At 46.4% G+C, this 20898-nt stretch carries 15 protein-coding genes; 4 read left to right on the plus strand and 11 right to left on the minus strand.

Translation table 11 applies throughout. The features are described from left to right. Window positions 1–90 precede the first annotated feature (90 nt). Window positions 91–771 carry a GNAT family N-acetyltransferase gene (locus tag AC1DU2_RS19625; RefSeq protein ID WP_477386231.1) on the minus strand — a complete coding sequence of 227 codons (681 nt, stop codon included), beginning with the start codon at window positions 769–771 and terminating at the stop codon, window positions 91–93. Window positions 772–1104: 333 nt separating this feature from the next. On the opposite strand from AC1DU2_RS19625, the gene AC1DU2_RS19630 reads away from it, so the two are divergent. Next, window positions 1105–3741 carry a GH116 family glycosyl hydrolase gene (locus AC1DU2_RS19630; RefSeq protein ID WP_477386233.1) on the plus strand — a complete coding sequence of 879 codons (2637 nt, stop codon included), beginning with the start codon at window positions 1105–1107 and terminating at the stop codon, window positions 3739–3741. 81 nt (window positions 3742–3822) lie between these two features. On the opposite strand, the gene AC1DU2_RS19635 is transcribed toward AC1DU2_RS19630, so the two are convergent. The 3 genes from AC1DU2_RS19635 to AC1DU2_RS19645 form a co-directional block, all read right to left on the minus strand. After that, window positions 3823–4875, minus strand: coding sequence for a cobalamin-independent methionine synthase II family protein (locus AC1DU2_RS19635; protein WP_477386235.1), 1053 nt, complete (start codon window positions 4873–4875; stop codon window positions 3823–3825). 108 nt (window positions 4876–4983) lie between these two features. Continuing rightward, entirely contained in the window at window positions 4984–7842 is a 2859-nt protein-coding gene (locus AC1DU2_RS19640) for a T9SS type B sorting domain-containing protein (RefSeq protein WP_477386237.1), read from the minus strand. Between the two features lie 71 nt (window positions 7843–7913). Next, entirely contained in the window at window positions 7914–9254 is a 1341-nt protein-coding gene (locus AC1DU2_RS19645) for an FAD-binding protein (RefSeq protein WP_477386239.1), read from the minus strand. Window positions 9255–9374: 120 nt separating this feature from the next. On the opposite strand from AC1DU2_RS19645, the gene AC1DU2_RS19650 reads away from it, so the two are divergent. Beyond that, window positions 9375–9803: a MarR family winged helix-turn-helix transcriptional regulator gene (locus AC1DU2_RS19650; RefSeq protein ID WP_477386241.1), complete on the plus strand. Its 429-nt coding sequence runs from the start codon at window positions 9375–9377 to the stop codon at window positions 9801–9803. 3 nt (window positions 9804–9806) lie between these two features. Further along, window positions 9807–10331, plus strand: a complete 525-nt coding sequence (locus AC1DU2_RS19655; protein ID WP_477386243.1) for a GNAT family N-acetyltransferase — start codon at window positions 9807–9809, stop codon at window positions 10329–10331. 110 nt (window positions 10332–10441) lie between these two features. On the opposite strand, the gene porM is transcribed toward AC1DU2_RS19655, so the two are convergent. From porM to porK, 5 genes are all read right to left on the minus strand, one after another. After that, complete coding sequence (porM, locus tag AC1DU2_RS19660; protein ID WP_477386245.1) at window positions 10442–11974, minus strand: type IX secretion system motor protein PorM/GldM; 1533 nt, start codon at window positions 11972–11974, stop codon at window positions 10442–10444. 354 nt (window positions 11975–12328) lie between these two features. Continuing rightward, a complete protein-coding gene (gene porL / locus AC1DU2_RS19665; protein ID WP_477386246.1) occupies window positions 12329–13135 on the minus strand; it encodes a type IX secretion system motor protein PorL/GldL in 807 nt (268 codons plus the stop codon). A 28-nt stretch (window positions 13136–13163) separates the two neighbouring features. Then, on the minus strand, window positions 13164–13790 hold the full coding sequence (locus AC1DU2_RS19670) for a hypothetical protein (RefSeq protein WP_477386248.1): 627 nt from the start codon (window positions 13788–13790) through the stop codon (window positions 13164–13166). After that, on the minus strand, window positions 13787–14692 hold the full coding sequence (gene porN, locus AC1DU2_RS19675; RefSeq protein WP_477360174.1) for a type IX secretion system ring subunit PorN/GldN: 906 nt from the start codon (window positions 14690–14692) through the stop codon (window positions 13787–13789). Before porN ends, AC1DU2_RS19670 begins: the two co-directional genes overlap by 4 nt. Before the next feature lie 4 nt (window positions 14693–14696). After that, window positions 14697–15986 (minus strand): T9SS ring complex lipoprotein PorK/GldK, encoded by a 1290-nt coding sequence (gene porK, locus AC1DU2_RS19680; RefSeq protein WP_477386250.1) that lies wholly within the window; start codon window positions 15984–15986, stop codon window positions 14697–14699. A gap of 697 nt (window positions 15987–16683) precedes the next feature. Between porK and AC1DU2_RS19685 the strand changes: the two genes are divergently transcribed. Next, the gene (locus AC1DU2_RS19685) at window positions 16684–19689 is read left to right on the plus strand and encodes a glycosyl hydrolase (RefSeq protein ID WP_477386252.1); all 3006 of its coding nucleotides are present in this window, start codon (window positions 16684–16686) and stop codon (window positions 19687–19689) included. 62 nt (window positions 19690–19751) lie between these two features. Here the strand turns inward: AC1DU2_RS19685 and AC1DU2_RS19690 are convergent, their stop codons facing one another. Further along, complete coding sequence (locus tag AC1DU2_RS19690; RefSeq protein ID WP_477360168.1) at window positions 19752–20297, minus strand: carboxymuconolactone decarboxylase family protein; 546 nt, start codon at window positions 20295–20297, stop codon at window positions 19752–19754. Window positions 20298–20320: 23 nt separating this feature from the next. Continuing rightward, a complete protein-coding gene (locus tag AC1DU2_RS19695; RefSeq protein ID WP_477360166.1) occupies window positions 20321–20869 on the minus strand; it encodes a carboxymuconolactone decarboxylase family protein in 549 nt (182 codons plus the stop codon). Window positions 20870–20898 lie beyond the last annotated feature (29 nt).

A 20898-nucleotide genomic window follows, 5' to 3' on the forward strand; every position in this document is an offset into this window, starting at 1 on the left:
CCTGGATGTTTGGTTTATTAGCGGGAATAACAACAAACATAGTACATTACTTGTAATTTGCACACTTAATTAGCAAAAGTTTTACGTTGATTAAATTTTAGCTATCGCACAGATATTCATGGCTTTACGGCTTGTAAAACCCAATTTTTGATATACTTTAATTGCATTGATATTGCTTTGCAACACATGTAAAAACGGAATTCCGCCTGCTTCTATAATCAGACGTAACTGGTGCATAATAAGGCGGCTGGCGTAACCCTTCCCCAGGTGATCGGGGTGATTGCAAACAGCGCTTACCTCCATATAGGGCAAAGGCTGCAACCTGCGCCCCGCCATAGCCACCAATTCATCGCCAATAAAAATGCCAAAGTAGCTGCCAAAATCGATAGTCCGGTTAAAAAAGGGGCCGGGATTTGTTAGTTTGGTGAGTGCCAGCATAGCTGGGATATGCTCATCAGTTAACGGTGTAAAGGCAATATCGGTAATAGCTGGTGGCGCAGGGTTTTCATAAACCATTTGCAGGCATTTCATAGGGTTTACTACTTTCCACGGTTCGGGTATTTCGATGTCTCCGGGGCTAAAAACCGCTATAGTGCGTTTGGGTTGAACAATATTATAAAGGGCGGCGAAATTTTCGGGTGTGTTTTGTATCATTCCGGCAAAAGGAGATACGTCGGGCAAAAAGCATTTAACTGTAGCCGTACCTTCTGCAAGGTTTTGATTACCTGTTACAGATGCATTCCAGGCGGGATTATCAAGAGGGTGTTCCATGATTACAAATGTAATGATTGGCTTTTTTATCGATGTGATAAATAGCTACAATGTCACTTGCGGTATGATTATGGGAGCGTGAAAGTTAGGGCATTTGTTATTGCAACGGAAAATCCGGCGTATTCACTAAATAGCGGCCGCACGTATGCCGACGTCTTTACCGGCAGATGTGAGCCACAGCGGATGATTTTTTTGTTTTCATGAACGGAGGCGTTGATTACCGGAATCATAACGCATTTTTTCAACGAAATATACAACATTAGCAACATTATGATTTATCAATAAATAATGATAAGTTGGTATTCATTTCCATATAAACCGGGGATCAGCATAATGGAAGATAAAAAAGGTCGCAGAAGCTTTTTAAAAAAGGTGGGTGTTGGCGGAGCTATGGCCATGATGCCGGCTGCTGTTATCAGTATTGCAGATGCCAAAGCGTTGGGCGAACCCGCTGAGGATATCAACGATATTTCGGGCAAACCACTAAAGCGGGCGTACAATACAGCCTACACCGGCGATCATTTAAACCGGGTTGCTTTCCCCATAGGCGGTATGGGCGCAGGTATGTTTTGTTTGGAGGGTACAGGTGCTGTTTCGCATGTATCCATACGCAATAAGCCTGATATTTTTAATGAGTCGGGTATATTTGCCGCCATTCACGTAAAGGGTGTTGCCCGCGGAGCAAAACTTTTGGAGGGCCCCGTACCCGATTGGAAAAAGTTTGGCCTCCGTGATGCGGGGAATGGCCTTACCGGTTCAACTACTGGCTTGCCGCGTTTTCGTGCCGCCGAGTTTAAAACCGAATTTCCGTTTTGCCATATTAAACTTATCGACCAGGATATCCCTTTATCTGTTGGTATTAGCGGGTGGAGCCCATTTATCCCTACTGATGACGACAACTCGAGCCTCCCTGTTGGGGCCATTGAATATCAATTTACCAATACCGGCACATCTAAAGTTAGCGCGGTGTTTAGCTTTAACGCCCGCAATTTTTGGGGCGACGCAAAAGGAAAGGACGCGGTACTGCCTGCAAAAAACGGATTTACCGCTACAGCTACCGGCAACGGCGAAACCAGTTTTCCTTTAGATTTTACGGCATTTACCGATGATGACCATACGGTTGTTGATCATTGCTGGTTCAGGGGTGGCTGGTGGGATCCGTTTACCATGGCCTGGAACGCTATAAAAGATGGCCGCGTGGTTGATAATCCTGCTGTGCCTGCCAATGCCCCCGGCGCCAGCCTTTACGTGCCTTTTGATGTAGCACCCGGCAAACAAAAAACAATAAGGGTAATGCTGGCCTGGTATTCGCCCGAAACCCGGCTAACGTTTGGTCCCCCGGGTAAAAAGAAAGAGGGCTGCGACCCGGCTTCGGGCTGCTGCAATTCGCCGGCGGATATTGGTTTGGATAAGTACGACAAGGATTTTGACGGTAAATTTTATAAGCCCTGGTATAGCAGCCGTTTTGAAAATATTGATAGCGTAAGCAATTACTGGCGGCAAAATTATAACGACTTAAAAGCAAAGTCGCGGTTGTTTACAAAGGCGTTTTATGCCAGCACGCTACCGCCCGAAGTTATTGAAGCCGTAGCCTGTAACCTTTCCATTTTAAAATCGCCAACCGTAATGCGGCAGTACGATGGCCGCCTGTGGAATTTTGAAGGCTGCGGCGACGACTCGGGTTGTTGCCATGGTTCATGTACCCATGTTTGGAATTATGCCCAGGCCATTCCGCATTTGTTCCCAGCGCTGGAACGCAGCCTGCGGGCAACCGAGTTTTGTGAAGACCAGGCCGAAGACGGCCACCAAACCTTTAGGGCCAACCTGCCGATAAACCCGGTAACACATGATTTTCATTCGGCTGCCGACGGGCAGCTTGGCGGCATCATGAAGGTTTACCGCGACTGGCGCATCAGCGGCGATAACGAGTGGCTTAAAAAAATATTTCCCATGGTAAAAGTGAGTATGGATTACTGCATCAAAACCTGGGACCCACGCTACAAAGGCGTGATAGAAGAACCGCATCACAATACCTACGATATTGAGTTTTGGGGCGCCGATGGTATGCATACCAGCTTTTACCTGGGTGCGCTGCAAAGCTTTATAACCATGGGCAGGTTTTTAAAACAGGATGTTGGGATTTACCGCGATTTGCAGGCCAAAGGCAAGGCGATGATAGAAAACGCGCTTTACAACGGCGAGTTTTTTATACAGGAAATTAACTATACCAGCCTTAACGCCAAAGATCCATCCAAAGAAAAATCATACGGTGGCGAATACTCAAAAGAGGCCGAAGCATTGCTGCATACCGAAGGCCCTAAGTACCAATATGGCAAGGGCTGCCTGAGTGACGGCGTACTTGGCGCCTGGATAGGCCGCATGTGCGGATTGGAGGATGTTATCGACAGCAAAAAAATAAACAGCCACCTGCAATCGGTATACAAATACAATTTTAAAACTGACCTGAGCGAACATGCCAACCCGCAACGCCCATCATTTGCATTGGGTAATGAGGCCGGCCTGCTGCTTTGCACCTGGCCCAAAGGTGGCAAGCTATCGTTGCCGTTTGTATACAGCGACGAAGTTTGGACGGGTATTGAACACCAGGTGGCATCGCACTTAATGCTCACCGGCAATGTGGCGGAGGGTTTAAACGTGCTGCGTGCGTCACGCAACCGCTATGATGGCAAAGTGCGCAATCCCTTTAACGAGTACGAATGCGGCCACTGGTATGCCCGCGCCTTATCAAGCTATGGCTACCTACAGGCACTCACCGGCGTAAGGTTCGACGCGGTTACCGGCGTATTACATATCGATTCAAAAATTGGCGATTTTACAAGTTTTCTATCAACAGCAACAGGTTTTGGTACGGTAACGCTAAAGGCAGGCAGGCCATCGTTAAATGTTGTTTACGGCAGCATTGATGTGAAAAAGGCGATGGTGAGTGGGAGGGAAGTGGTGATGGGGTAACGGCATTTGTGAAGTAAAAATGCTCCCTTAAAAGACTTGCGAAGTTTCTAAAACTTCGCAAGTCTGGCATTATCATGATCTTTACGCCGTCAATTCCACCTCCGCCAGTTTCGTGCCCTCAATCCTGGCTTTTATTTTCGCAAAGGCGGTTTCGCGGGTTGTGGATACATCGTCGCAAAATGGCGAGAAGCCGCAATCGTCGGTGGTGCCCAACTGGTTGGTGTTAATAAACACTGCCGCTTCAAGTACCCTGTCGCGCACTTCTTCTGCGGTTTCTATTACGGGGTTAAGTACATCTATTACGCCAATAAATACTTTCTGATTGGGCTTAAGATATTGTTTAATGATCTTCAAAACTTTTACCCTGTCGGGTTCGCTGGCCAGTTGCAAATAAAAACTACCTACGTGCAGTTCAAATAAATCGGGTAAAAAATCGGCATAATCAATATCCGCGCTATGGGTCGAGTCGTGGTCGCCGCCGGGGCAAACGTGTACGCCCAATTTTTGCTGTTCTTCAGCGGTAAAACGGTCAAAAACCTGGTTGTTAAGGCCAATGAAGTGTTTCAATACGCCGCCGGATGGATCGAGCTTTAACGATAGCCGTCCTTCGGTAAAATCCATTTGTACCTTATATGCGCCCTGCTCCAGGCAAAGCCTGATGTCTTTTTCGCATTCATTTAACAGGTCGGCAATAAATTCAGCTTGCGGATAGCCTTCGATGCCATCTGGTGGGTAAATTAAGCTAAGCGCGGATGCCGATATGATGGCCTGCTTAACGGGCAGGCTGGTTAATTTTTGAGCGGCTGCAAGATATTTTGATGCATAATTACCGTACCTGAAAGGCCCCTTGGTAAGCAATGGCAACCGGCGCGAGTGACCATCCTCAAAATTGATGGTCATGCCTTCAGATGTCAGGTTGGTTAAGCCTTCCAGTGGGTAGGTAACAAAGCTCGATTTGGTTTGCTCTCCATCGGTAATAACGGGTGAGCCGGTTTCTTCAAACTCTTTTACCGTGTCGGCAATTGCAGCTGCATAGAGTTTATTAAGTTGATCGGCATTGGCTTGCGTGGTAATAGCCGTTACAAGCTCAGGTGACCTCGGAATGCTCCCGATAGGTTCAGTTTGGATTTTCATAGACTTTAAATTGGGTTTATAGATTACATAAATCTACCGCAATTTTATATGGAATAAAAAATATTGCCTGGTAATTATTATAATAACTTGCCAGATGCTTTTAATAACCTAATTAAATATAGTTACTGAGCCGCTAAGCACCTGTTTTGCGCCTTTTGTGCTGATGACATAATAGTACACTGCCGCTGGTAGCTTACTGCCGTTATAGGCACCATTCCAGGACGTGACATAACCTTGCGATTGAAATACCATACTGCCCAGGCGATTATAAACCCTTACGGTGGTGGTTGGGTCGCCCTCCAGGCCGGCTATTACCCAGGTATCATTATGGCCATCGCCGTTGGGGCTAAATGCATTTGGTATATGGATATCGTCGCAATGGCTGCTTATGGCAATGGTTTGTGATGCCTGGCATCCGTTATTATCGGTTACCGTTAAATCAACTGTACCTAATTTATTGGTTGTAAAGGTATTGGTGCCGGGCTGCCCGCTCCACTCGTATTTAGCAAAACCTGCGGGGGCTGTAAGTATAATACTTTCATTGGTATACTGGCAAAGCGTAGCCGACGGCATGTTTAATGTTGGGTTTGGAAAATACTGCACAATTGCAGATTCATCAACCGTACAGCCTGCCGTTGTTGTAACCGTAGCTTTGAATGTGCCGGAGTGCTGGACGCTTATTTTGTCGGATGTAGCGCCGGTATTCCAACTGATGGTGCCACTCGTATAGCTTGCTTTAAGATCAACCGTTTGGCCATCGCATAAGGTAGTATTCACAATTTGTTGAATACTGACGGTAGGCGGCGGGGTAAAACCTAAATTATATGCAGACGATGCGATATTGCAGGAACCGGCATTTGCAACGGTTACCGTGTAGTTGCCGCCTATATTGGTTGTGATGCTTGCTTTGTCCTGTTCGTCGGGCAATATATTTCCGTCCCTGAGCCAGTTTACCGTGGTAAATGGGTCTATATTAACATTTGCGGTTAGTTGGGCCATATCGCCAATGCAATATGCGGGCTTACTTGCGGCGATAACAGGTTTTGCCAGTTTAATGAAATCGACCTGCAACTCGGCCGACGAAACTGAACCCGAACAACCGGTCACCACCACTTTATATTTGCCCGGCTGGTTCACGTTTATAGATGCGGCGCTGCCGGTTATGGAGCTGCCATCTTTATACCAGGCGTACTGGTAACTTGTCCAATTCAAAATAGCCGAGGCATCAATAGATACTTTGGCCGATAGTGTAGCCTGGTCGCCATCGCAGTAACCTGCTTTATCGGTGGTCAAAACCGGCGTTGGGATAGCAATAAAGTTCACCTGTACCTCTTTTGATGCTACCCAATTACCTGCACAGGCGCTTACTTCTACTTTGTATTTTCCGGTTTCGGTAATATTATCAAGCCGGGCTGTTGTATTGCCGTTTAGTATACCATCCTTATACCAGCGGTATTGGTAATTAGGTTTGTCGTCGGTTTTTAATAACGCCGATGAGCCGTCGCAGTAGTTTAATACATCGGGATAATTAAAACTGAATACGGGGGCGGCTGCCTGGGTCACCGTTAAATGATTTGATTCGAAATGCAGGGCGGAGCAGGGGTCATAAATAACCATATAGTAATCGCCCGGATCTTTGATGGTTAGCGTGGTGTGGCTTTCGTTCGGTATCTCTTTGCCATTTTTAAACCACTGCAACGGTACCGCGCCGTTTGTGTAATTATTTGCCAGCGCGCTGATGGAGCTGTTAGCACAAATTTCTATTTTATTTACGCTGGGATCTTGTCCGTCAAACTGAACGGCTTGTAGTTGTTTATTTGAATTAATATATGGCCCGTAATCGGGTTTTAATAAATACAGGCCATCATCGGCTGCTACCCAGACCCCATCTTCGCAGTTGGTTGTAGGTATAGGGTATGAAATTGCATTAACACAAATATCGTTGATGTTTTTAGTGCCAAGTCCATCAAAATGGGTAAAGGAAGTTGGTATAGGTGTGCCTTCGTAGGTGGTATTTGAAAAATATAAGCCCTGTGTAGAGCCTACCAATATGTTTTCCCTGGTATAGTCGGGGAAGTTATTTAAACCGTATATCGATGTTATTTTATTAATATTTACGCCATCCAGGAAATGCTGGTAAATAAAGTCGGCATGGAATGAGTAATTCTCGATGTTCCTGAATAAACCTTTATCGGTTGCCCAAAAAAGGCACGAAAATGCAACAAATTCATTTGCATGGTAATAGTTGCCATTATTGTAGTATACCGATTTTACGTTGTTGCCATACCTGCCACCCTCATACACATAGCCTGCATAAAAACCAACAAACGATTCACATAACGTTGGATAATAAGTATACTGATCGGGCCAGGGCTCCCTGGTTACGGTATATGTATATACTGCCGAACGTACAGTGGCTTCAAATATCTGGCTGTTGCCGGTTTCTACCGGAAGCTTAACTATTGCCCCATCTTTTAAAAAATAACGGTATATGCCTTTTGTTGTAGCAATAAGTAACTGGTCATTATCCAGATCGGCTCCCTGGTTGGCTTGTAAACCTATTTGGTAAAAATCAAACCCGATAGAATTAACAGAACCGGTTAAGCCCTGGGCGCTTCCGATTGTACTGGTAATACCATTTTTATATTTTATAACGTTAGATGCATTAGTTGATATAAATACAGTTTCTTTTTCATCGCCGGCAATATCTGTAAACTGATAGGCACTGTAAGCTCCAAACTTTGTTGTGTAATCATCAACGGCCTTGGTAATACTGTTGATGCGATAAACCTGGTTGTTTTGGGCGAGCACCCACAAATAAGGATCGCCGAAATTTCTTTTAACTTTCAGAATCTTTTTGCCCGCCAAAAAGGTGTCACTCAAATGCAGGTCCATATCCTGCTGGGCATGAGCTTTATAAAAAGTGACAATAAGGATAAATAGCAGCAAATAGCGCAAACGGGACATGACAAGGCTTTACAGTTAGAAAGATAAGATAAATATTAAATATTTAAAACACTATTCTTCCCACCTGGCTGCTATCTCCCATAAATATTATGCTCCAGAAACGCATTTCTGAATTTACCATGCGGGTCATATTCGGCAACCACCTTTTTAAAATCGGCTATTTTTTCATAACGTGAGGCCAGCACTTTCGGATCGAGCGTAAATACTTTACCCCAATGTGGCCGGGCATTGAAAGGGGCCAGGGCCTTTTCAATAACGGGGAGTAGTTTGGTAACAGCTTCAGTCTCGGGTTTCCAGGTAAAGTGAATGGTTACCGAGGTTTGATTATGGCAGGGGCTCATCCAAAGACTATCGGCCGCAATGGTGCGTATTTCGGTTATAAACAGATGCGGGCCAACCTGCTTGCCTAATTTGGCAATAGCTTCAATGGCCGCTACTGCATGTTTTATCGGCACAAAGTATTCTGCCTGTAGCTCTTTACCGCTGCTTGGGGTAAAGCCCATTTTAAAATGCGGCAAACGCTCGTGCCATGGTCCGGGTACACCTAACTGGTCGGTGCAACTTTCGGCGGGGTGGTCATAAATAGGGTGCAGGTTTTTGGTGGCCGCTTTGGCACCATAAAATTCGGGACCGTCATGGTCTTTTTCGGTCATGCGGCTTTTTATCCAAACCTCGTTTACGTAGTCGTTTTGCCAATCGGTAAACAGGCTTACACTGTAACCGGCAGATACTATCGCTTCAAAATGTTGCTTTACCTGTGCCATGGGCAGTTTCAAAAATACGCGCTGGCGCATCATATAAGTGGGCTCGATGGCGAGTGTAACTTTGGTAATAACACCGATGGCGCCCAGTCCAACAACTACCGCGTTAAACTTTTCCGGGTCGGCCGCTTTTGAAAAATGGACTATACTGCCATCGGCAACAACCACTTCAAGCGCTGTTACGGCACTGGCCAAGTTGCCGTTTTTTACACCGCTGCCATGCGTAGCCGTGGTGATAGAGCCCGCAACAGAAATATGCGGCAATGAAGCCAGGTTATGTAAAGCAAAACCTTGTTTATGCAGATAGGGGGCCAGTTCGCCATATTTTATGCCGCCTTCAACAGTAACGGTCATGGCTTTTTTATCAATAGAAATTACTTTATTGAGTTCTTTGGTTGATAGAAGGTCGTCCTTACTATCGGCAATGCGGTTGAAGCAGTGCCGGGTGCCCAGGGCCTTCAGCTTGCTGTTTTTTTTTACTAACTGTTGTACCTCGGCCACTGTAGCCGGATACTGCACATTAGCCGTGCTGTAGGTAAGGTTACCCGCCCAGTTTTGCAAAGGTGCCTGGCCGGCCAGGCTGATAACAGGAGATAAAAAAGGTGTAGCCATAAGTGTGCCGCCTAAACGGATAAAAGTTTTTCTTTTCATAACTAATTGGTTGATACAAGGTAGGATTTTAATTGCCATAAAAAATTAAAATTAATCACAAATATGGTTGACAAAGTCAACCATATTTGTGAACTTAGCTTTTGTAACTGCATTATTTATATGGAAACAAAGTCGTCACCGGTTCAGCAAATTCGGGCCTTTAGTCGTTTTTATACGGATATTATAGGTTTGCTGGATAAACACCTGCTGCAAAGTGATTACTCGCTGGCCGAGGCGCGTATCCTATACGAACTTCATGCGGCCAAAAGCATGCAAGCCTCACAAATCATCCAAGCCATGTACATCGACAAAAGCTATTTAAGCCGGTTATTAAAAAAGCTGGAAAAGGATAAACTGATTGCCCGTAAGCCTTCGGAACATGATGCAAGGGCGATGATGCTTTCGCTTACGGATAAAGGAATGGCTGAATTTGAAAGACTTAACCAGGCATCAGATAAACAAATTAACCAGCTGATAAAAGATTTGCCTGCAGCCAGGCAGTTGGAGCTGGTAGCACATATGCAACAGATCATGACTATTTTAAAGTAAACAATGAATAACGAAAAAAGCGCAACGTTAAATATCAGCGATATTAACATACGGACCGTATTACAACCCGGCGACCTAGGCTACATAGCGTACCTGCACGGAGATATTTATGCACGGGAATGTGGCTACGGACTTAACTTTGAGCGTTATGTATTACAAGGCCTGGCCGATTTTGCCAGCCAATACAACGCCGGTAAAGATAAGGTATGGATTTGCGAGCACGGGCAGCAAATGATAGGGGTGCTGGTTGGCGTTAACCGGGGCGATAGTATACAACTGCGTTATTTTATTTTCAGGCCCGAATACCGGGGGCTTGGCCTGGGAAAAAAACTGATGGACGGGTTTATAAACTATATGCAGGAATCGCAGATAAACAAATCATACTTATGGACAACCAACGAGCAGCATGCAGCCATCTCGTTGTATACCCGTTATGGCTTCCGGTTAACCGAAGAAAAGGTATCCAACGGGTTTGATAAGGAACTTACCGAAAGGCGGTATGACCTGGAACTTAACAACAAATATTGACTACCCAATGCCGAACCCATGGCATTGGGTAGTCAATATTATAGAAGCCAAAAGCAGAATGCACAAAGCTTAAGGCTTATACATTGTTTGATATCTGAAACTATATAATATCAGTTGGCCGTGAGTGCCACCGGCGCCAGTTGCCTTGGTGAACCATCGGGCCCAACCGCTATAATATTATCAAAAATTACCCTTGAGCCTGGCTTGATGCTGTTAAGGGATGCTGTCATGGAATCATTCAGCGTATTGCCCGATCCAACCTGTACCGATGCGGTTTCGCGCGGGTTGGCTATAATGAGGCTAAACCGGGTTATCTTGAACCTGGCATCAAAATCAAAATTATCCAGCATAGCAAAAATAGCGTTCTGAGCTTTTAGCGCCACGGTAGGTACGCTGCCGCCTGAACGGCCCGAGAATTTTGCAACGGGATCGGGAATGCGTTTGGCCCTGAACTGGGTATGGCTTAATACCTGCACTTTACCCGGCGCAATTTCTGCAGATACCGAGACGGTAACCGTACCCGGAGTAGTCACCCTGGCCACATACTTGCCTTCGGAACCACTAAGCGTGCCGCCGGAGATGCCTATCCTGATGCTTTTTGAGGGGATGCCCGGCACAGAAACCGATACCGGGTTATCCACCCCAATATAAAATACGTTCATCTTATCGGGCGATACCACAGCCGATGGCCTTGAAACAATATAACGCTGCTCGGGCGTGGTATAGGTTTTTATAGTACCATCGGTTTGTTTTACGCTGATGGTGCCTTTCCAGTTAAATACCCCTTCGCGGCTGGTATTTACGTTGTACACACCCCGGCCATCCTTAACTGATATCGGGCTGCCGCCAACCTGTACAGTTGGGGTTGACCGCGAATCATAAGCAGTTAAAAATACCTGCGCGGTGTAAGGCTGTCCCTGTATCAGGTATGATGTTGGCGCCACAGCCACCGCTTCAAATTTATCCAGGTTCACTACGGCCTGGTCCATTTTGCCCAGTATCTTTTTCACTACTTCGGATTCGGCATTTTTGTTATCGGCCTGGATGCGCGATAGTATCGTAAACGTAGCGGTTAAGGGTACGCCTTCGCCAAAGTTCAATTCTTCCCAATTGCGGTGGCTGGGGTTTCGTTTTACCGGGTCATCGGCATTAAGATTGAACGATACCGTTTTACTGTCCTGTGGCCCTAATAAGGTGAGCAGCCTTTCGCGGGTATCATTAATCTTTTGCTTTAGCGCCGTAGCCCGCTTTTTGTTAATCATTACATCAAAGCCGATATCAAGGTTGTCGCGCTGTTTTAAGTCGCCTGTTATAAGGTCGTATCCGTTGCTTTGATTACTAAGTTCTGTTTTGATGTCCCTGATATAAGTATCCAGATCTGTTGTTACTTCCCTTGCCTGTTTTGCTTTTTCGTATACAGGTTTGGCCCGTTCGGGCGATTCTTTAAGCCGGGTTTGCTCAAAAGTGCTGAATAATTGCTGTACCGAATTACCCACATTTGCCGCCGAGGCAGTCAAGCTGTCGTTTATGGTTTTAAACGCGTCCAGTATGGTTTCTGATACATTCAGGGCCAGCATTGCCAATAAAACCAGGTACATGATGTTGATCATTTTTTGCCTGGTGGTTTCTTTTCCTGCAGCCATTTTTTTTAAAGTTTTAATTTGATTTATTAATTTTTTGATACGGTTGCCGGGTGTACACATCTTGTGGGATGTTGTTACCCGTAGTGTATTGGGGTTATGAAAAACATCGGTTTTGAACGCTGGTTAAGACTCACCCGGCGAGGCTGCGCCCGCCACCCTCTCTTCGGCTTCGCCGGAAAGAGGGGCTTGAAAGCGTTTTTGTTTACTTCCAGTAAGGATATTCCCCGTTCAATTCCCTCTTTCCACCGTAGGTGAAGAGAGGGTGGCGGGCGCAGCCTCGCCGGGTGAGTCTTCGCCGCCACACCTATCCACCATCTTCCACCAGCGTTCCAACCCGAAAAGTCGTTCCCCCTTTTACTGCATCCGCTGCTGGTTCATAGCCGAAAGCATGTTCGCGTAGTAAACATTCAGCGATGATATGTTTTGCACCAGTTTGTTCACCTCATCCTTAAACACCCTGGTTTCGCCTGCCGATTCATGCAGACTATTCAGGGTGCCGGTGAGGCCCTGGTAAAACTGGTTAATGCGGCGCAGGTTATTATCGGCCCCGCTCAGTTCGTTCTCGTATAATGAGTTTAAATGCGCCAGGTTATGGGTCAGCTTTAACACCTGCTGCTGGTAGGCATGGGCATCATCGCGGCTATCGGCAATCGTGGCAAAGCCTGCCGATGCTTTTTCGAACATGGTACCCAACAGATCAAACTTGGACGAAGCATTTTTTAGCTTCGCCGCAAATTCGTCTGTCCCTAATGAAGCATCAGCTATAGCGTTTATCCGGCTCATTTTATCCGAAAATTGTTTTAATCCCTCGCCCAGGTTGTTAATCTTTTCGGGGCTTAGGTCGGCATGGGTAAGCAAACCGTCAAGGGCCGCGGTAACGCCATTGGTTTGGTGAACCGGCCTATGGCTATGCCTTGGGAAGTCGCCGGCATAATCAACGGCCAGTTCGGGATACACTTTTTCCCATTCCGGCTCTTCGGCCGGAGGGAAAAAGCCAAGGGTAAAAAACAGCAGGGCTTCTACAGATAAACCAAGCCCTATCATATAGGTGCCAAGCTGGCCACCCCAATGATTAATTTTAAACATAGCACCAAGGATAACTATACTGGCACCCCAGGAAATGGCTACATGCAGCCAGTTGATTTTTTTGCTCTTTAACATGATATTTGATTTTTAATGGTTTTACAGATCAGAATTTTACATAAATGGTTACGGCCGAATTAAGGCCAGGCAGCAGGCCCCGTAACCCGCTGCTTACTTTGCTGGCCTTATCGTCATAGGTTGATGTGGCCGAACTGGTTGGAATAAACCAACCCAGGTCCGTACGCATACCTATGTTTTTGAACAGGTGGATATTACCCAGCCCGGTGCCGATATAGGGTCTTACCTTCGACATGTAGATAGTGTAATTGGGCGTAGTGCCTACTCCTTCCCTATACACGTTATTTGAAAAATAGTAAGCTATCCCGGTAGAGATATACCACTTACGGGCCAGCCAGTCGCTTTGGCCGTACAGGGGCTGCCAATCGGCAATGGCAAATACCGATGTGCGGTTAAACTGGGCATCGCGGCCGTTGTATTGCACCGTCATCCCCGGGAAGGCGTTGAAACCTATCCTGGCGTTAAATGATTTCAAAAAACTGTATGATCCCTGGATGCCTAATCCCTGCGTACCAACCTGCACGCCAAATGATGATGTTGGGAATGCACTGTACTCGGGCAGTACCTGGGCGCTGGCCTTGCCGCAGCAAAACAACAGCCCCGATATTACCATCATCAATAAAAACTCTTTCAATAATTTTGCTTGCGTTGTCATAGCTTGTCCTCCTTTTTGCTATCTGTTTGTGCTAAATTTTTTGCGTTTACGCCCCTGGGGTTTTGCCAGATGTGTTTTTTCAGGTCGGCAATTTTTTGCTCAAGCAGTACAGCTTCGGTGCTGCCCGGCTCCAGTTGCCCGCTTTGTACCCCGCCCGGCGACGCTTGTTTTACCAGGTAGGCCGAAAACTTGTGCTGCATAAACACATCATCCAGCGTAAAATCAAAAATGTCCTTATCGGGGTTGCTCACATCCTCCTGTACCAGCGTATACCGCAACTGCGGAAAATATAGCCAGAAGGCCGGGGTAAATGCCAGGTTATCTGCCAGGTCGGCCGATGTGCTGATGTGCATCATGGGCGCCAGCGCTACAATGCGGGTATCAACCCGGCCTCGCTGCCTGTCAAAAAACACATCTTCCTTAATCCGGAACCGGCGTACTTTATCGGGGTTGAACTCGTTAAGCGCCATTCTTGAGCCGGTTTGGTTGCCATCTTTATCAAAAATTGGAATCAGCACCGAGTCGGCAAAACGCAGTTCCCCTTGTTTGGCGCTGAGTTTCTTTTTCAGATCCTCTTTTTCATAAGGTGTAAGCTTGCCCGCTTTTATCCCTTTCATGATATCTTCCATAAGGGATTTACCGGGGATGGTAAGGATGCTGTTGCCCGAATCGGAAAGGTCGATATCCCGCCAAACCTGTGCATATAGCCTGATGTTGGCAGCATTAGCCTTTGGATAGGGGAAAGGCTTTGCTTTCCCCAAATCGGCCGATTTGATTAAATTATCATATGCGGGCAGGGTATCTGTTAATGTACTATCGGCCGCTATTGCCTGCGCAAAGGCCATACCCCTGCCAAAACCGATCAGCAGAAGGGTTTCAATCACTATTATTATCTTTTTCATAAAATTATCGTTTAGCGTATTTTCTTGTTTTTACCTGCTCGCCGGGGAGTTCAAAGGCGGCCATCACGCAGCGGAAACCTATGTAGGAGTGGGCGTTGCCCTGGTCTTCGAAACTGCGGGTATCACTGTTCAGCATCTCGCCGTTATCTTTCCATGATCCGCCGCGTACTACCTTTCGTTTTAGCAGGGGCGAGTCTTTATCGGTAGCATCATACAGCAATGCCGGGTTTAAATCATTTACCAGTTGCGATGCCGAAGGGCTAAAAGCATCCATGGTCCACTCGGATACGTTGCCGGCCATGTTGTAAATGCCAAAGGCGTTGGGCGTATAGGAGGTAACCGGCAGCGTAAATGTCGATCCGTCGCTGGAGTAAGCGCCCTCGCCCTGTTTAAAGTTGAGCGAAAGTTTTTCTTTACCGGTAGCTTTATCAATAGTGGTTTTCACTGTTCGCTCAACGGTATCTGCTGGATCGAGCTTGGCTTCGGCGGCGTATTGCCACTGTGCTTCGGTAGGCAAACCAAAACTTAGTTTAAAATTTTTAAGATTGGGATTGTTCCTGATAAGCACCTTTAACTGCGTACTGCGCCAGTCGGCATAAGCACGGGCCTGTTTCCAGGTTACCCCGACTACGGGGTTATACTCGTAAATTTTATTGCTGAAGTAGTTGGCATCCATCACCGTCATTTGCGCGTTCGGAAAATCCGTCGACCATACCTGCTCGTTAGGATAAACGCCAACCGTATCCATTACATATTGGTTGTTTTTTTCGCCATCCATGCGCACGTAATAAAACCGGTAGTTCATTAATGCCGGGTCGGGCATGCGCTGGCCATTGAGCATGGTCATCATACCGGCCAGCTTTTCTTTTACGTCTGCCGGTGCGCGTTTCCATAGTGGCGAAATCTTGTGCACTTTATCCCAGTCTATCAGCCTGATCTCCTTGCGGTTTTTACCAACGGTTGCCCCTGTGGATGGCAGATAAAAGGAATCATCGTGCAGGTAATCGGTAATAGCTACCGAATCGGCAACCCAGTTTACAAAGGCCTGGTATTGCTTGTTGGTTACTTCGGTTTTATCAATAAAAAAAGCGCTTACGCTTACATTACGTTTTTCGGATTTATCATCATCCTGCAGTTTGTATTGGAAAGTGCCTGATGGTATATACACCATGCCTGCCGGAGGGATGAGGCGCTTTACAGAAACAGCGCGGGTGGCCGGGGTATTGTATAGTTTTGACTGGCAGGAGCTGAGCACTATTAGCAGCAAGCCTGTAATTTGAATTGACGATCTCATAATTGACTTATCGGGGTTTTAAATGAAAAAAAATAGTCGATGTGAGATCATAGTGTTTTTTTAAGTGGTGAAACAATGACTCAAATATGGGAGGTGTGCACCCAAGGGGGCATAATGTGCCGATGAACAGACTAAATAACTCGATAAAGAAATTGCCGGGTAAAAAGCGGAATTTTTAGTTGGCTGTTTGAACAATATATGTATACCAACCACCGTTTTTAGGCGCTCCAAAGCTTAGTATACAGTATTTTAGCTAATAAATCCGGCTATTTTTCTGAAACTAAGCTTAATTTAAGGCAGGTGTTAACTTCATAAAATGTTTTAAGCACCCGGACAAATGCATCCAAATAGTTAACGGCGATAAGCTTATGGCGTCGGGAAGATATAAGTATCAACCATACTCGTTTTATTACCCGATTCTGGTCAAATGATCGAGATACTGAGGGACTTGTATAGGCCAACACCATGCAAAAATATTTGGATGCGCCTAAAATTGCCCGACCAGTTTGATGTTAACCTTGTTAAAATATAAAACATTGATTATTAGATATTTATAAAATTATTATCTGAAATGTGTTAAGTTATGTTAACCCACTTTGCATGTTTTCACTGCTTTAAGGATGGATAAGGATGCCGCTCAGTTAGTCGTTTGTTATCTTCGTTATCCCGTGGCATACTAACCAAATAAACACCGTTTATGTATAAAATTTTCGTGAGCTGTTTTATAGCCTTTTTATTAGGTTTAAACGCGCCCTATGCACAGGTTAAAAACCTGAAAGCTGGTTTTGTTCATCCGCCTAACTCGGCCAAGCCCGGTGTTTACTGGTACTTTATGGATGGCAATATGTCGGCAAAATCCATAACCGAAGACCTGGAAGCGATGAAAAAGGCAGGCATTGGTAACCTTGTGTTTTTAGAGGTGAATGTGGGTATTCCCCGTGGTCCGGTTGATTTTTTGAGCGAAGAATGGCAAAATATGTTTGCCCATGCGGTAAGCGAATCCAAACGCCTGGGCATTGAAATTACTTTGGGTATTGGCCCTGGATGGACGGGTAGCGGCGGGCCCTGGGTGCCCATCGGGCAGTCGATGCAGCATTTGGTAAGCAGTACCATCAGCGTAAGCGGCGGCAGCAAACAACCAATTGTTTTGCCGGTGCCGCCACCTAAACCACCCTATTTTGGCGAAGGCGCATTTAGCCCCGAATTAAAAAAAACTTGGACTGATTTTTATGAAGATGTTGCCGTGCTGGCCTACCCAACACCGGCAATTGCATTACCTAAAATAAAAGATATAGATGAGAAAGCGTTGTATTACCGTGCGCCATACTCGTCGGCTCCCGGTGTTAAACAGTTTTTGCCGTCGGTAACCGAATATGCCACCCAACCCACTGGTGCTGCTATAGATAAAAGTAAGATTATTGATTTAACGGGCAAACTTAAGCCAGACGGTACGCTGAATTGGGTTGTCCCCGAGGGTAACTGGACAATTATGCGCCTTGGCCGCCGTAATAATGGTGCTATTACCCGCCCCGCGCCGGTTCCTGGTTTAGGTTTTGAGGCTGATAAAATGGATACAGTGGCTTTAAATGCCCACCTGGATAATTATGTAGGCAAGCTGCTGCGCAAAACCGGAATGCCGAAACCTACTGATGCAGGCGGCTTGAAAAGATTGCACATGGATAGCTGGGAAATGGGTTCGCAAAACTGGACGGGCCGTTTCCGCGAGGAATTTATAAAACGAAGAGGCTATGACCCCCTGCCGTATTACCCCGTTTATGCCGGCAACATGGTGCAAAGCCAGGAAATAAGCGAACGTTTTTTGTGGGACCTGCGTCAAACCGCTCAGGAACTGGTGTTGGAAAACCATGCCGGGCAGGTTAAAACCTATGCGCATCGTAATGGCATGCAACTATCTATCGAGCCATATGATATGAACCCAACTGCCGATTTGGAACTGGGTGCGTTGGCCGATGTGCCTATGGCCGAATTTTGGAGCAAGGGGCTGGGTTTTAATTCTTCATTCAGCGTGGTTGAAGCGACTTCTATCGGGCATGTGAATGGTAAATCATTGATCCCTGCCGAATCATTTACATCGCAGGATAACGAGGGATGGAAACAATATCCGGGCGCCATGAAAAACCAGGGCGACTGGGCTTTTGCCGCCGGTATCAATAGGTTTACTTATCATACCTTCCAAAACCAGTTCCTGCCCGATTCGTTGCGCCCCGGTGCAACCATGGGGCCATATGGTGTTCATTGGGACAGGAATCAAACCTGGTGGCCAATGGTAGACGGTTATCACGCTTACATATCACGCTGCTCCTATATTTTACAACAAGGGCGTACGGTGGCCGATGTACTGTATTTAACGCCCGAAGGATCGCCGCATGTTTTCCGCCCGCCGTCATCGGCCATGGACGGTGACGTGGTTTTGCCTGATAGAAAAGGTTATAATTTTGATGGATGCTCGCCGGGGCAGTTGTACACAGCAAGCGTTAAAAACGGGATGCTGGTATTCCCGGGTGGGGCGAGTTATAGGCTACTGGTATTGCCAGCCATTAAAACAATGACACATGTGCTGCTGCAAAAAATAAAATCGCTGGTAAACGATGGCGCGGTGGTAGTTGGCATGCCGCCGGTAAAATCACCAGGATTAACGGACTACCCGGCCTGCGATAACCAGGTGAGCGATATGGCCAAAGATGTTTGGGGAACTTTGCAGGAACCACTGGCACAAACAAGCCACAGCTACGGCAAGGGCAAAATAATTTGGGGAGGCGAGATTGATAAGCAGATCAATGACCTTTACCCCGAATATGAGCTAACCGCCAAACTGCTCCTGTCCATGGGTGTAGAGCAGGATTTTACAGCCGGCGGGCAGTTACGGTATACCCACCGTACAATGGGCGATACGGATATCTATTTTGTATCCAACCGCACAGACCAGGTGGTAAAGACAACCGCATCATTCAGGACGGTAACCAGCACTCCGCAAATGTGGGACGCCATCACCGGCAAAATTACAAGCCTGCCCGAATACAGCGTAAAAGGCCAGCTAACTTCTGTACCTTTAAAATTTGCACCGTACCAAAGCTATTTTGTGGTATTTGTTAAAGGCAATATTACGGCATCTGCGGCCCTTAAAAACTTTGGAGAAAACGCCATTGTTAAAACCTTAAGCGGTGCGTGGCAGGTGTCGTTTGATCCAAAATGGGGCGGGCCTAAAAATATTAAGTTTGACGAATTGACCGACTGGACATTAAGACCGGAGGAAGGCATCAAATACTATTCGGGAACTGCAGTTTATCATAAGGAATTTGATTTACCAGCCCAAGCCCCAAAAGCAAAAAAACTTTATATCGACCTGGGGGGCGTTAACAACATGGCCCGCATAAAGCTAAATGGCAAAGATTTAGGCGTGGTTTGGACTGCTCCCTGGCGTGTAGAGATCAATAAATCGGCACTGAAAAAGCACAACAAACTGGAAATACAGGTAATAAACTTATGGCCAAACAGGCTTATTGGCGACGAAAGAAAACCCGATGACGGCATTCAAAATGATGCCTGGCCGCAATGGCTGGTTAAAGGCCTGCCACGCACAAGCGGAAGGTTTACTTTTTCGAGCTATAAGTTTTACAGTAAAGATTCGCCTTTGTTAAAATCCGGACTACTTGGCCCGGTGACCATCCAAAGTGAATTTTGAAGAAATAAATAAGGCCCCGCATTACACGGAGCCTTTTTAATATAAATCGGATCGGCTAAAAATTATTTTAAAATACTGCCCACATAACCTTCAACTGCCCTTTGTGGAGCGCGGTTAACATAAAACGATCTGTCTTGCGGCGCCCATGTGCCCAGGCCATCTACATAGCGGTTAAACATGCAAAACGATGCGGCTATCAGCACCGTATCGTGAATCTCTTTATCTGTAGCGCCTTCGCTTCTGGCGGCATCTACCTGCTCGATGGTTACATTTTTGCCTCCTTTTTGAACACTGCCGGCAATAGTTAATAAAGCTTTCATTTTAGGCGATATATCGGCCGTTGTAAAATCGGCTTTAATAGCATCTATATCGTCTATACTACAGTTAAGATAGTGGCCGGCTACCGCGCCATGCACGTTCTGGCAAAAAAAGCAGTCGTTCAGGTACGATACGTAGGTGCCTATCAGCTCCCGCTCACCGCGGGTTAGCGAGTTGTCTTCGCGCAGCAAAAATTCAGCAAGGGCATTCAAGGGGGCCTCGGTTTCGGGCCGGTAAAACATCAGGCCTCTTATGCCTGGCAAGTCGTTATTTAATTCAATATGTGCCATGGTATATTTTTTATAGTGAATAATTATTGTTGCGGCTGCGGCGGCAGTGTATAACCCTTTGCCATACGTACGCCCATTTCTGCATAAGCTTCTGGATCTGTTGGCGTAAGGCTGGCCAGGCCATCTACGTAGCGGTTAAACATGCTGAACGACGCGGCTATCAGTACCGTATCGTGCAATTCGCGGTCGGTAGCGCCAAGATTTTTGGCGGCGTCAATATCGGCCTGTTTAACTTCGGTACCCAGGATTTGCACTTTACCGGCTATGTTTAACAGCGTTTTCAGCTTATCGCTTACCGGGGCCTCCTGCATATCTCTCAATACCTCGTCAACAATAAGGGCATCATCTTCATACAGGCACCTTGCCGCGGCGGCATGGCTGCTGTAGCAAAAGGTGCAGTTGTTGCGGTATGATACATATGCGGCTATCAGTTCGCGCTCAGCGGGTGATAGGGTAGATTCGCCCCGCAGTAATATCTGCGCCAGCTCATATAAAGGCTTACCTGTTTCGGGTCTGAACATTACCAGCGAGCGGATGCCCGGAACGCCTTCGGGTACATTGATGTGTGCCATATTTTAATTAGTGAATTAGTGAGTGACTG

The sequence above is a fragment of the Mucilaginibacter sp. P4_C11 genome (assembly GCF_056402115.1).